The organism is Hafnia sp., from assembly GCF_036648275.1.
Lineage (GTDB): Bacteria > Pseudomonadota > Gammaproteobacteria > Enterobacterales > Enterobacteriaceae > Hafnia > Hafnia alvei.
This window is the reverse complement of sequence record NZ_JAVXIQ010000012.1, coordinates 14,111-27,157: the sequence shown is the minus strand read 5'-3', so window position 1 is coordinate 27,157 and position 13,047 is coordinate 14,111. Positions and strand designations below refer to the sequence as shown.

General features: G+C 47.7%; 11 protein-coding genes. 2 read left to right on the top strand and 9 right to left on the bottom strand.

Going from position 1 to position 13,047, the window contains the following annotated elements; all coding sequences use genetic code 11:
* Window positions 1-37: 37 nt before the first annotated feature.
* The gene (gene ygeW, locus RSC70_RS12330; RefSeq protein ID WP_040045589.1) at window positions 38-1,225 is read right to left on the bottom strand and encodes a knotted carbamoyltransferase YgeW; all 1,188 of its coding nucleotides are present in this window, start codon (window positions 1,223-1,225) and stop codon (window positions 38-40) included.
* Window positions 1,226-1,735: 510 nt separating this feature from the next.
* Here ygeW and RSC70_RS12325 point away from each other — a divergent pair.
* Window positions 1,736-3,514 (top strand): sigma-54 interaction domain-containing protein, encoded by a 1,779-nt coding sequence (locus RSC70_RS12325; RefSeq protein WP_025798538.1) that lies wholly within the window; start codon window positions 1,736-1,738, stop codon window positions 3,512-3,514.
* A gap of 81 nt (window positions 3,515-3,595) precedes the next feature.
* On the opposite strand, the gene RSC70_RS12320 is transcribed toward RSC70_RS12325, so the two are convergent.
* Entirely contained in the window at window positions 3,596-3,925 is a 330-nt protein-coding gene (locus RSC70_RS12320) for a hypothetical protein (protein WP_025798540.1), read from the bottom strand.
* 103 nt (window positions 3,926-4,028) lie between these two features.
* Complete coding sequence (locus RSC70_RS12315) at window positions 4,029-4,568, bottom strand: single-stranded DNA-binding protein (RefSeq protein ID WP_043488863.1); 540 nt, start codon at window positions 4,566-4,568, stop codon at window positions 4,029-4,031.
* A 423-nt stretch (window positions 4,569-4,991) separates the two neighbouring features.
* Here RSC70_RS12315 and uvrA point away from each other — a divergent pair, with 423 nt between their 5' ends.
* The gene (gene uvrA, locus RSC70_RS12310) at window positions 4,992-7,823 is read left to right on the top strand and encodes an excinuclease ABC subunit UvrA (protein ID WP_040045586.1); all 2,832 of its coding nucleotides are present in this window, start codon (window positions 4,992-4,994) and stop codon (window positions 7,821-7,823) included.
* Between the two features lie 101 nt (window positions 7,824-7,924).
* Here the strand turns inward: uvrA and RSC70_RS12305 are convergent, their stop codons facing one another.
* From RSC70_RS12305 to RSC70_RS12280, 6 genes are all read right to left on the bottom strand, one after another.
* Window positions 7,925-8,272 carry an MmcQ/YjbR family DNA-binding protein gene (locus tag RSC70_RS12305; RefSeq protein WP_025798545.1) on the bottom strand — a complete coding sequence of 116 codons (348 nt, stop codon included), beginning with the start codon at window positions 8,270-8,272 and terminating at the stop codon, window positions 7,925-7,927.
* Window positions 8,265-8,693 (bottom strand): secondary thiamine-phosphate synthase enzyme YjbQ, encoded by a 429-nt coding sequence (locus RSC70_RS12300; protein WP_025798547.1) that lies wholly within the window; start codon window positions 8,691-8,693, stop codon window positions 8,265-8,267. Before RSC70_RS12300 ends, RSC70_RS12305 begins: the two co-directional genes overlap by 8 nt.
* 201 nt (window positions 8,694-8,894) lie before the next feature.
* Entirely contained in the window at window positions 8,895-9,371 is a 477-nt protein-coding gene (locus RSC70_RS12295) for a DUF1097 domain-containing protein (RefSeq protein ID WP_332542567.1), read from the bottom strand.
* Entirely contained in the window at window positions 9,368-10,639 is a 1,272-nt protein-coding gene (locus RSC70_RS12290) for a NupC/NupG family nucleoside CNT transporter (RefSeq protein WP_332542566.1), read from the bottom strand. Before RSC70_RS12290 ends, RSC70_RS12295 begins: the two co-directional genes overlap by 4 nt.
* Window positions 10,640-10,890: 251 nt before the next feature.
* A complete protein-coding gene (locus RSC70_RS12285) occupies window positions 10,891-11,829 on the bottom strand; it encodes a pseudouridine-5'-phosphate glycosidase (protein WP_332542565.1) in 939 nt (312 codons plus the stop codon).
* Window positions 11,826-12,944 carry a PfkB family carbohydrate kinase gene (locus tag RSC70_RS12280; protein WP_063586298.1) on the bottom strand — a complete coding sequence of 373 codons (1,119 nt, stop codon included), beginning with the start codon at window positions 12,942-12,944 and terminating at the stop codon, window positions 11,826-11,828. Before RSC70_RS12280 ends, RSC70_RS12285 begins: the two co-directional genes overlap by 4 nt.
* Between the last annotated feature and the right edge of the window lie 103 nt (window positions 12,945-13,047).

Below are 13,047 nucleotides of genomic sequence, written 5' to 3'. Positions count from 1 at the left end.
TACCGACGCATCGACAGATGCGCCGGTGCAGACAGTATTACTTGATACGTTTTTGCGCTTCTTTCAGCAGTTGTTCTAACACCAGACCTGGTTTGGAGAATTTACGCGCGACGATCATAGCGGCGATGATATAAGGCTTCCAGCTGGCTTCTTTGTAGGTAGCAATACGATATTTTTCAAAGACGCCTTCGGTGACTTCGCCTTCCTTACAAGACACACCGGAGATATCCGCTGGCAGGCAGTGCATATAGAGCGCTTCGCCGCCTTTGGTGTGCTTCATCATCTCTTCGGTGCAGTGCCAATCTTTGTGCTTAGCGTTCTCTGCTAAACACTGTTTTTCTAACGCCTTCAGACCATCATGATCGTTCGCACGCAGCAGTTCGGTACGCTCTTCCATGACCTTGTACGGAGCCCAAGATTTCGGATAAACGATATCAGCGTCTTTGAATGCTTCAGCCATAGAGTTCACCTGACGGAAGCTGCCACCAGAGGATTCAGCGTTTTGTTTTGCCACCGCAACCACGTCTGGAATGAGGTCATAGCCTTCTGGGTGAGCCAGCGTAACGTCCATGCCAAAGCGAGTCATTAGACCGATGATGCCCTGCGGCACAGAGAGCGGCTTGCCGTAGCTTGGTGAATACGCCCACGTCATCGCAATTTTTTTGCCTTTTAAGTTTTCTAGGCTGCCGAAATGCTCTTGGAGCCAAGCCAGATCGGCCATCGACTGCGTTGGGTGGTCGATGTCACATTGCAGGTTTACTAATGCCGGACGCTGTGGCAGAACGCCTTGTTCATAGCCTTCATCCAGCGCTGCGCCTACTTCGCGCATATAAGCGTTACCTGCGCCAAGATACATGTCATCACGAATACCAATGGCATCGGCACAGAAAGAGATCATGTTCGCGGTTTCACGCACGGTTTCGCCATGCGCAATCTGTGATTTACCTTCATCCAGATCTTGTTGGGTTAATCCCAGCAAGTTCAGGGCTGATGCATAAGAAAAACGAGTTCTTGTGGAGTTATCGCGGAAAACGGAGATGCCTAAACCACTGTTGAAAATCTTGGTCGCAATGTTTTCTGCGCGCATGGTTTTTAATGCTTCGGCCAGATCCAGAACCAGTTTCAGCTCATCTGGGCTTTGCTCCCAGGTCAGCAGAAAATCTTTTTCATGCAGATTCGACTTAAGCGCATTGATATCCTTGATTAATTCGTTAACTGTTCTCATCTCATGGCCCTACAAAGTAAGTGATTGGCGTTTGATTTAATCTGCTATGGCGTACGTATGGCGGGTGGTTCAACGCTCGCCGTGAATAGCGACTGTTAACTCTTAAACAATAACTATGCCAAGCTGTGATTAATGGAGAGAGAACGTATGAAATAGGGGGGATAATGTGAGCCACGCCTCATTATTTATTCAAAATCAGCGTGTGCAGTTATGAATATCAGTAATAGTTGCATTATTAACTCACTAAGAAAGCTATTTCACTTTGCAAGTATCACAAATAAAAACGTTATTCTCAGCTGAGTGACAACCCAGAATGATAACAAAAACCATATTCTTATCAGTTTGATAATAAAGTGTGATGCCAACAACAGAAACTCATCCTAGTTAAGAAAAGGCAATTGATGTTTATCAAACCACACTTTCTATTCATGTATTATCGTAAGGTGAAAAGGACATAATTCCCGCTAACCATAAACGCGAATAATTTAGCGTTAGAGAAAGGTTCTGATTATGACACCCGTAAATGCTCAGTCCATATTGATGCAAATTCAGCCGACGATCTTACGCTTCACAAAAATGCTCGCCAGCGTCTTACAATTAGAAGTCGAAATCGTGGATGCCAATATGACGCGAGTATCGGGCACCGGCCCCTACGGGAAATTTTTTGGCCGAAAGCTCAACAGCAACTCAAGGCTACTTAGATATGTTCTTGATACTAAGCAGGAAAAAGTTGTTATTCATTCACGATTCGATCCGGTTTGTGATGGCTGCACCAGCAAAGACAGCTGCAAAGAAAAAGCCTTTCTTGGGATCCCCATTATTTTTCAAAACGCCTGCATCGGAGTGATCAGCTTGGTGGCATTTACGCCTGAACAACAAGAGAGAATAAAAGATAATATTCATGAATTCTCTGACTACGTCCGCCATATATCCAATCTTTTTGTCTCTAAGCTCCTAGAAAACCAAGGAGGCAGCGATGGAATAAATAAAATACTCATGAGCCTCATTGAGAATATGGACCAAGGCGTACTGGTTATTGATAATGAGAATAGAGCTAAGTTTGCTAATCCCACGGCATTAAAACAGCTTAATGCGTCTCAAGATCAAATTATGGGTAAAACCTTTAATATCAGGCCTCTTACTTTTCAACAAAATTATACCAGTGGCCATCTGCAACATATTATTTCCTTTGATGAACAACAGGAACTTATTATTGGTCAGCTGCATGATATTCAAGACCACCAGCTTTTTTTAATGGCATTTCATCAATCTCATTCACCGATGAATGTCGATTTTAATCCTGACGATCCACGCATTGAACATTTGGTTGGGGAATGTCGCCCAATTCGTACCTTAAAGCGTCTGATTACCCGCGTTGCCCCCAGCCCATCCAGCATTCTCGTGGTTGGTGAAAGCGGAACCGGTAAAGAAGTGGTGGCGCGTGCTATACATCAACTGAGCGATCGTAATAACAAACCATTTATTGCCATCAACTGCGCAGCTATTCCAGACCAACTGCTAGAAAGTGAACTATTTGGCTATGTTAAAGGCGCATTCACCGGTGCTTCGGCGAATGGGAAAATAGGTCTGATTCAGGCGGCTAACAATGGCACACTTTTTTTAGATGAAATTGGGGATATGCCCCTGACGCTGCAGGCTAAATTATTGCGTGCGATTGAATCCCGTGAAGTCCAACCGATTGGTTCCAGTAAGCCAATCCCTGTTGATATCAGAATTATTTCCGCGACTAACCAAAACCTTGAGCAATACATTGCCGACGGAAAATTCCGTGAAGACCTCTACTATCGTTTGAACGTTATTCCTATGACGCTACCGCCGCTGCGCGAGCGCCAAGGTGATATTGAGCTCCTAGTGCATTATTTTTTAAATCTGCACACCAAACGTATTGGGATTGTTTATCCCGGCATGGCGCCAGAAGTGATGTCTTTGCTCAAGCTTTACCGCTGGCCGGGCAACGTGCGCGAACTCAGCAATCTGATGGAATATTTGATTAACGTGGTTCCAAGCGGAGAAGTGATTGATATCTCGCTGCTGCCGCCGAATTTGGTCAATGGACAGGTGATCCGCAGCTACCGAGAGGATGTCCCCTATCAAAGCGCGGCAGCGTGCGAAGAGCACGGCGCAACAGGGCTTGAAGACATGGAGCGACAGATGATCCGCGAAGCGCTGAGCCGCCACAATAATAAAAAACAGGCCGCAGACGAACTTGGCATTGGTATCGCAACGCTGTATCGGAAAATCAAAAAATACGAACTCACGTCATTGTAGGCACTGAGCCCCTTGCGTTGATGCTGTGCAGGGGCTTGCCCACATTCCACATTTGGCACGATAGCCAATGCGCAGATCGTGTTAACCGTGAACCAACAACATGCCCATAATGAACAGGCAGAGCATCATCGGCAGAGCTAAAACCAGTAATTCCAGCATGCGCTTGCCCGGATGCAAAACCTCATCCTCTTTCGTTTTGGCTAGTGCCATCGCCCCCAGTAGCACGGCCAGCAAAGACAGAGCACCGGCAAAACTAAAATCGGCAAATAGCACAGACATCTTCCATGCATTATAAGCCTCTGGCGATAACGTTGCTTGATGCTGCCCTTCTGCCATCCATTGCCACAGTAGCAATACCAACGGCAGCAGCCATGAGCCTGCGCCAGCGATCCATGAAATACGTCTAATCATTGCCTTCTCCCTAAAACCAAACCCGAGATATATTTAATTCTCGATTTCCGCTCAAAAAAAAGCCCCGCAATGCAGGGCTATGAGCTGATTTCCTTAACAGAAATCAGAATGGAATATCGTCATCGAAATCCATTGGAGGTTCATTGCTTTGTGGCTGGGCTGCCGGTGCATTCTGTGGACGAGCCGCTGGCTGAGAACCGCCGCTAAACTGATTGCCCTGTGGCTGCTGAGGCTGACCCCAACCGCCCTGCTGCCCTTGTGCCTGACCGCCGCCCATAGGAGCGCCGCCGCCTTGACGTCCACCCAGCATTTGCATGGTGCCGCCAACGTTTACGACGATTTCAGTGGTGTATTTTTCAACGCCAGCCTGATCGGTCCATTTACGGGTCTGCAAAGCACCTTCGATGTAAACCTGAGAACCTTTGCGCAGATATTCACCTGCAACCTCTGCCAGCTTGCCAAACAACACTACACGGTGCCATTCGGTTTTTTCTTTCTGTTCGCCGGTTTGCTTGTCGCGCCAAGTCTCGGAGGTGGCCAGAGTAATATTGGCTACAGCACCACCATTCGGCATATAACGGACTTCTGGATCTTGACCCAGATTCCCGACAAGAATCACTTTGTTAACGCCTCTGCTGGCCATTTCGATTCTCCTGATGAAGTAAATTTGTACACACTAAAAATAATTATAGCGCGTAGTCTAAACCGTTAATTCTATCACGCCAGAGCCCTAACAGCATCACTGTTCGCTTCTGTGAAGTGGATTCCTTAATTGTTTAAGCATAGAACAATTTTGCATTCATATACTGGATATTCATTCAGGTTTTATTGTGCCATAATTGATCGTTTCAAGCATCGTTGTGTACTCCTAAACTGGCTAAATATCGCAACAGACCGCGCCGTTACTGGTCTCAGCGCATTTTTACCGTCCGAATACACCACGCTGACCAAGATTATCCAGAGCCTATCCCAATAGGTACTCCGCTGTTGCCTGCTGTGTACGATTTATCAGCAAACTGCGGTAGGTAAGCCTAATGAGATGGGTTCTTCATCCGGGAAGTCGTTAATGGATAAAATAGAAATACGGGGTGCTCGCACCCACAACCTGAAAAATATCAATCTGATCATTCCTCGCGACAAGCTGATTGTTGTGACCGGTTTGTCAGGCTCAGGTAAGTCCTCTCTGGCGTTTGATACGCTGTATGCTGAAGGACAACGTCGATATGTCGAATCGTTGTCTGCCTATGCGCGTCAGTTTCTTTCTTTGATGGAAAAGCCAGACGTTGACCACATTGAGGGTCTGTCTCCGGCAATTTCCATTGAGCAGAAATCTACTTCGCATAACCCGCGTTCAACCGTGGGGACAATCACTGAAATCCATGATTATCTGCGCCTGCTGTTTGCTCGCGTTGGTGAGCCTCGCTGCCCGGATCATGATGTTCCCTTAGCCGCACAAACCGTCAGCCAAATGGTTGATAATGTGCTGACGCAGCCGGAAGGTAAGCGTCTGATGTTGCTGGCACCGATCGTCAAAGATCGCAAAGGTGAGCATACTAAAACGCTGGAAAATCTGGCGGCACAAGGCTACATCCGCGCCCGTATCGACGGCGAGGTGTGCGATCTTTCCGATCCTCCTAAGCTGGAGCTTCAGAAAAAACACAGCATCGAAGTTGTGGTCGATCGTTTTAAAGTACGTGATGACATGGCACAACGCTTAGCGGAATCCTTTGAAACCGCGTTAGAGCTGTCTGGCGGCAGCGCCATTGTTGCCGATATGGATGATGCCAAAGCGCCTGAGCTACTGTTCTCGGCTAACTTTGCCTGCCCAATTTGTGGCTACAGCATGCGTGAGCTTGAACCACGTTTGTTCTCGTTTAACAATCCGGCGGGCGCTTGCCCAACCTGTGATGGCTTGGGAGTGCAGCAATATTTCGATCCCGATCGCGTGGTGCAAAACGCCGAGCTGTCACTGGCCGGTGGCGCTATTCGCGGCTGGGATCGTCGTAATTTCTACTATTTCCAAATGCTGAAATCGTTAGCAGACCATTATCATTTTGATGTGGAAGCGCCGTTTGGTAGCTTGGATGCTAAAACGCAGAAAGCCGTGCTGTATGGCTCCGGCAAAGAGTCGATTGAGTTTAAATATATCAACGACCGCGGCGACATTACGGTGCGCAACCATCCGTTTGAAGGCGTATTGCACAATATGGAGCGCCGCTACAAAGAAACGGAATCTTCTGCGGTACGCGAAGAGCTGTCGAAATTTATCAGCAACCGTTCATGCGCATCGTGCCACGGTACGCGTCTACGTGAAGAAGCACGTCATGTATTCGTTGAGAATACTACGCTGCCTGTGATTTCAGACCTTAGCATTGGCGATGCTCTGGCGTTCTTCCGCGATCTTAAACTACAGGGCCAGCGTGCGCAGATTGCCGAAAAAATCCTGAAGGAAATCGGTGACCGCCTGAAGTTCTTGGTTAACGTGGGCCTGAACTATTTAAGCTTGTCTCGCTCTGCCGAAACACTGTCCGGCGGTGAAGCGCAGCGCATTCGCTTGGCGAGTCAGATCGGCGCAGGTCTGGTTGGGGTTATGTACGTACTGGATGAGCCGTCAATCGGCCTCCATCAGCGCGACAACGAGCGACTTCTGGAAACCTTGATCCACCTGCGCAATCTGGGTAACACCGTGATTGTGGTGGAGCATGATGAAGATGCCATTCGCGCAGCAGATTACGTCATTGATATCGGCCCAGGCGCGGGCGTACACGGCGGCGAAGTGGTTGCGCAAGGCTCAGTAGATGAGATCATGGCGGTGCCTGAATCACTCACCGGCCAGTTCCTTAGCGGTAAACGTGAAATCGCGGTGCCTGCGGAACGCGTTCCTGCCGATGCCACCAAAGTACTTAAGCTGATTGGTGCCAGCGGAAACAACCTGAAGGACGTTACGCTGACGCTGCCTGTGGGGCTTTTCACCTGTATCACCGGTGTTTCTGGCTCCGGTAAATCAACGCTGATTAACGACACCCTGTTCCCGATTGCGCAAACCCAGCTAAACGGTGCAACGCTTGCGGAACCTGCGCCTTATCGCGCGGTGGAAGGAATGGAACATTTCGATAAAGTTATCGATATTGACCAAAGCCCAATCGGCCGTACGCCACGCTCAAACCCAGCAACCTATACCGGCATTTTCACGCCAGTGCGTGAGTTGTTTGCGGGCGTTCCAGAATCACGCGCGCGCGGTTATAACCCCGGACGCTTTAGCTTTAACGTTAAAGGCGGACGCTGCGAAGCCTGCCAAGGCGATGGGGTTATCAAGGTCGAAATGCATTTCTTACCGGATATCTACGTACCTTGCGATCAATGTAAAGGTAAGCGTTATAACCGTGAAACGCTGGAGATTAAGTACAAAGGCAAGAGCATCCACGAAGTGCTGGATATGACGATTGAAGAAGCGCGTGAGTTCTTCGATGCGGTTCCGGCGCTGGCGCGTAAGCTGCAAACGCTGATCGATGTCGGCCTGTCCTATATTCGCTTAGGTCAGTCAGCAACCACGTTATCTGGCGGCGAAGCGCAGCGCGTGAAGCTGTCTCGCGAACTCTCCAAACGCGGAACCGGCCAAACGCTGTATATTCTGGACGAGCCAACCACCGGCCTGCATTTCGCTGATATTCAGCAACTGCTGGCGGTATTGCATCAATTACGCGATCAGGGCAACACCATCGTGGTGATTGAGCATAACTTGGACGTGATTAAAACAGCTGACTGGATCGTTGATTTGGGGCCAGAAGGCGGTGGCGGCGGTGGTCAGATTCTGGTGTCAGGCACACCGGAAACGGTGGCTGAGTGTAAGCAATCACATACTGCTAGGTTCTTGAAACCGTTACTTAATAAAAAATAGAAAACATAACAAGCCTGAAATTAATGCGCCCCGATGAGAACCTTCATCGGGGCGTTTTATATTTTGGCATTCGCTATCCGCTTACCGATTATAAAAAGAGATTACAGCCCTTGGCGAGTTTGCTCACCAATATGGTTAAGCGCTAAAGAATAAGAGCCATCAACCAGTTTATAGAGCAAAGAATCCTTGAGGGTGCCGTCGAGGAAAATCGTACTCCAATGCGCTTTATTCAGGTTAGGGCTTGGGACGATATCTTTATGCTCGCTGCGCAGTTGCGCTGCCTGCTCACAGCTCATTTTGAGCGCTACGGCTGGACGACCTTCAACATGATCTACCATCGCAAACATCACGCCGCCTACTTTAACCTGATTGGCTCGCCAACGATTTTGAACGCTTTGCTCTGCTCCCGGTTTAGCCATGCAGTATTGCAAAAATGCCGAATTATTCATGAACAATATCCCCTTGTATAGTTGCGACGATCCGGCGTGTACCGCCGTGCACGCGGTGTTCGCCAAACCATATCCCCTGCCAGGTTCCCAACTGTAGCTTTCCCCGACATATCGGTAACGTTAGGGAGGCCCCTAACAGCGAAGACTTAATATGCGCAGGCATATCATCGTCGCCTTCATAGTCGTGCTCATAGGGAGCATCTTCGGGGACCGTTCGCATGAAGTGTTGCTCCATATCGTAACGGACAGTGGGATCACAGTTTTCGTTGAGGGTTAACGACGCGGAGGTGTGCTGCAGCAGCAGATGCAATATCCCGACCTCGACAGAGGCTAACTGTGGGAGTTTCTCGATAATTTCATCGGTGACCAGATGGAAACCACGCGGCTTTGCATGCAAAACAATAGTGTGCTGATACCACATCTTCAGACGTCCTTAACTAGTATATTCTTTGTACAATAGTCGGCAACTTTTGAGCGTCAAAAGTTATGTAAAGACCTATTTAGCCTACGCCCCAGACAGATAGTTTGCAGCAGCCAATTTTTCTCGACATAAAAAACGCGTAAAAAAGCCCATGTGCTTTTGCTACATGGGCTATAGAAATCTTAATCAACTTATTGAATATTAATTAGTTAAACTCATCTGCCAACGATTTGCCATCCATGTTCCGCTGCTTTGCATCAGGAAACCAAATATTCCTCCTAGGCACAGCGCCAAAACCACCGATAGCCACTCGGACTGCGAGCCAAACAGCGCACAGGCGCCGATAAAACTGCCGGGAACAAAGCAAAGCACGCGAAACCGAGATTGGGCGCACATCATGAAAGATATCGCCCCGGTAATGACTGCCGAATAGCTAAAATCGGTCGAGGCAGTCAGTGCCATCGCCATCGAAGCCCAGCTTGCGCCACTCACATTAGCCGCTAGACCACGACATAAACCCAGCAGCCCTTTGCTAGGAATAGCAAAATAGGTCGTACAGCCTAAAAAGCCAATCCAGCTCATAAGCACCAACTGTTCGGCCAGCCATGCCCAAATACCAGATAAAATGCCGGTACTTAGCGCAAGACAAAGCAACAATCGCATGTCTTTTGTCATCATGACGCTATCGCTAATGCTCCAAGTCCGATAAACAGCCCAGCAATCGTTGCGCTCATCAAGTTTGAGAGCGTCGCCGCAAGCAAAGCGCGTAACCCTAAACGAGCAATATCCGATGCACGTTCTGGAGCGACGGCGCTAAACGCCCCCACCACCACCGCAATTGAACCGAAGTTAGCAAAACCACAGAGTGCAAAAGAGATAACGGCAATTGTTTTTGGATCTAAAGCACCTGCGGCATCCTTGAGATAAGGAGAGAAATTCACATACGCGACAAACTCGTTAATGGCGAGTTTCTGCCCAATCAAACCACCAGCCAGTGCAGAGTTATCCCAGCTCACGCCCATGATGTATGCCAACGGAGAGAAGATATAGCCCAGCAGACTTTCCAAACTGACACCTGACCAACCAAACAACCCACCGACGCCACCAATGATGCCGTTAATCAACGCAATTAATGCAACAAACGCCATGACCACCGTCGCCACGCCGACGGCGATCTTAAGACCTAACATCGCACCGCTGGCCGCCGCTTCAATAACACTCGCGGGGCGCTTATCGCTGAATGACATCTGGCTAAACTCAACCTGTGACTCCTCTGTGGCGGGGCTGAGCATACGCGCAAACAAGATCCCACCAGGAATCGCCATCAATGATGCAGCCAACAAGTACTCAATGGGCACGCCTAAGCCTGCATACCCCACCAGCATAGAACCTGCAATTGACGCCATTCCACTACAAATGACCGTAAAAAGTTCGTTGCGGTTCATTTTGCTAATAAATGGTTTGAGCACCGCGGGGAGTTCGTTTTGCCCAAGAAATATCGTGGTGACCGCTGCAAACGCCTCTACTTTGCTCACTCGCATCATTTTCTGGAATACATAACCAAGAATATTAATAACCCAGCCCATCACGCCGATATAATAAAGAATCGAGATCAGCGAGGTAATAAAAATAATTGCGGGTAATACATGGAATGCGAAAACAAAACCTGCACCATCAAATAATACATTCATTTTTGGGCCAACTAGGCCACCAAAAATAAATGAACTACCAGCATCGCTGTATGAAATAACCTTATTAACCCCACTTGCAATGGCGTTAACCAACCATTTGCCCGCAGGTACATAAAGCATCACCGCACCCAGAAAAACCTGTAATAAAAGTGCTGCACCAACTGTTCTTACTTTAATCTTCCTTCTATTATTAGAAAAAATAAAAGCGATTAAAAGAAGTATACCAATACCAAACAAGCTGCGTAATAAGTCCATAAATCCGTCCCTTCGATATATGCAGCCATATCCAAAGTAATTCGAGTTGCATTGAGGCGGAAAGTAAGTAAATCCCGATGAGCTTACTCAAGTAAGTGATTCGGGTGCACGAACGTAACCAACAAAATACAGTTTGAAGTATGATGGATATATACCTGAAAGAGGATAAGCGTAAAAGCCCATCCACCTTTCAGGTTGGCGTTTTATTTAGTTGTTAATATCAGGATAAAACTTAAGGAGTAACGCTATTTTTATGCTGCGGTCTCCTGGTAGCAACATGCAATCTGAGCGGCTAGTTTGGCATTATTAAATACCAATTGGATATTGGAGTGCAGGCTATCGCCCCCCGTAAGTTCAGCCACTCTCGCCAGCAGGAATGGCGTACTATCTTTCCCATGAACGCCCTGTTCAACCGCCTCCTGAACGGCTTGCTCAATCGCCGCATTGATTTTAGCTTCAGGCATCGCGAATTGTTCAGGGATCGGATTAGCAATCACCATTCCACCATCCAAACCAGACTGCCACTTGGTCGCCATTGCCTTCGCTATCTGCTCAGGCTCATCTAATTGAATGCTGACGGAGAACGGACTAGTACGGCAGAAAAATGCGGGTAGAACCTGAGTTTGATAGCCAATCAACGGCACACCGTGCGTCTCAAGATATTCCGTGGTTAACCCTAAATCCAGAATCGATTTGGCCCCAGCACAGATCACGGCCACGTTAGTTTTTGCTAGTTCTTGTAAATCAGCAGAGATATCAAATGTTTGTTCAGCACCGCGATGAACCCCGCCGATACCGCCAGTGGCAAAGACATGAATGCCGGCCATTTCAGCAATAATCATGGTCGAAGCCACGGTTGTTGCACCGTTTTTGCCTGCTGCAACAATAAATGGCAAGTCACGGCGGCTCACTTTTGCCACGTTGTGACCTTCTTTGCCGAGCAGCTCAATCTCTTCGCGGGATAAGCCGGCTTTCATACGGCCGTTAATAATCGCAATCGTCGCAGGTACTGCACCATTTTCACGGATTTGCTGCTCAACCTCCAATGCCGTTTCGACATTTTGTGGGTAAGGCATACCATGGGAAATAATGGTAGATTCTAAAGCCACAACTGGGCGGTTATTGGCTAGTGCCTCAGCAACTTCCGGCGAAATATCCAGATACTCATTGGTCATAATGTTATTTTTCATGATTGTAATTCCAACAGTTTTTGAACACTGCCATTCGACAGATTAGGGTTATTAGTAAATTCAGAGGAAAGGGTTAACGCGGAACATCCCTGCGCAAAACGGATACTTTCGGCAAGCGTCATATCTTCAAGCCAACAGCTAGCCAGCCCGGCCATCATGGCATCGCCAGCCCCCGTCACATTGACGATGTTAACTGGCAGAGGACTCGACCAGCCGCTTTGCCCATCAATCTCACTGTAAAAAACACCGGCCGCGCCCATGCTAAGCGCAATTCGCTGTACGCCTTGTTCATGGAACCATTTAGCCGCTTTAGGCGCATCTTTTGGGCCCGTAATCGTCATTCCACTGAGGATTTCGGCCTCAAGGCGATTAGGCTTCAGGGTATGAATATGTGATAGCCAATTTCGGATTTTGGGTGCTTTAAATGCAGATACAGTATCAACAAATATTGGAACGCTGCCTGCATGGCTAAATAACCATGCCAAAGCATCTTCGGTAAGATTGCAGTCAACGATCAATACGCCGGCATGCTGAATAAGATCCTTTGACGTTGCTAATAATGCGGGCGTCAGTTTTTCTAAAATGCGCATATCATTAATCGCAACCAGCATTTCACCGCCTTCGTCTAATAACGAGACATAGGTCGACGTGCTTTCACCATGTAGTTTATGGAAACTATCAATATGAACACCGGCTAATTTAGCTTGTTCTAATAATGTGTCACCGTAAAAATCATCGCCCACCACGGATATTAAGTGGCATTCTCGACCTAACAAGGCGATGTTTTGCGCTATATTTCTGCCGACGCCGCCGGGAGTACATTTTATTTTCCCTGGATTGGAATCTTCATAAACTAATTTAGAGGATGAGTAGCCACAAACATCCATATTCGTAGAACCCACGGTGACAACATAGCTGTGCTCAGACAATATATATCCTTTTCCTTTTATATATCCTTTCTTCATTAAGTTCATAATATGTCCTGCTACACCAGAGCGGCTAATACCTAAAACATCGGCAATTTCCTGCTGTGGGATCAAAGGATCACGTCTCAGAAGCTGCAATATCTGCTTTTCTCGGCTAGTCATATTGGACACTTGTTTGTTTTTAAACATGCGTTTGTTTTAATCTGCCATTGAAAAACAGTAAAGTGGGATTTAGAAGTTTAAGATGGAATTGGGAAGGCGATCGTAATTAGAATGAATGTGTTTTCATTCA

Coding starts and splice junctions, on each gene's coding strand:
- RSC70_RS12290 (WP_332542566.1), bottom strand. CDS start 10,639: ATGGACTTATTACGCAGCTTGTTTGGTATTGGTATACTTCTTTTAATC.
- RSC70_RS12305 (WP_025798545.1), bottom strand. CDS start 8,272: ATGAATAATTCGGCATTTTTGCAATACTGCATGGCTAAACCGGGAGCA.
- RSC70_RS12325 (WP_025798538.1), top strand. CDS start 1,736: ATGACACCCGTAAATGCTCAGTCCATATTGATGCAAATTCAGCCGACG.
- RSC70_RS12315 (WP_043488863.1), bottom strand. CDS start 4,568: ATGGCCAGCAGAGGCGTTAACAAAGTGATTCTTGTCGGGAATCTGGGT.
- uvrA (WP_040045586.1), top strand. CDS start 4,992: ATGGATAAAATAGAAATACGGGGTGCTCGCACCCACAACCTGAAAAAT.
- ygeW (WP_040045589.1), bottom strand. CDS start 1,225: ATGAGAACAGTTAACGAATTAATCAAGGATATCAATGCGCTTAAGTCG.
- RSC70_RS12295 (WP_332542567.1), bottom strand. CDS start 9,371: ATGATGACAAAAGACATGCGATTGTTGCTTTGTCTTGCGCTAAGTACC.
- RSC70_RS12280 (WP_063586298.1), bottom strand. CDS start 12,944: ATGTTTAAAAACAAACAAGTGTCCAATATGACTAGCCGAGAAAAGCAG.
- RSC70_RS12285 (WP_332542565.1), bottom strand. CDS start 11,829: ATGAAAAATAACATTATGACCAATGAGTATCTGGATATTTCGCCGGAA.
- RSC70_RS12300 (WP_025798547.1), bottom strand. CDS start 8,693: ATGTGGTATCAGCACACTATTGTTTTGCATGCAAAGCCGCGTGGTTTC.
- RSC70_RS12320 (WP_025798540.1), bottom strand. CDS start 3,925: ATGATTAGACGTATTTCATGGATCGCTGGCGCAGGCTCATGGCTGCTG.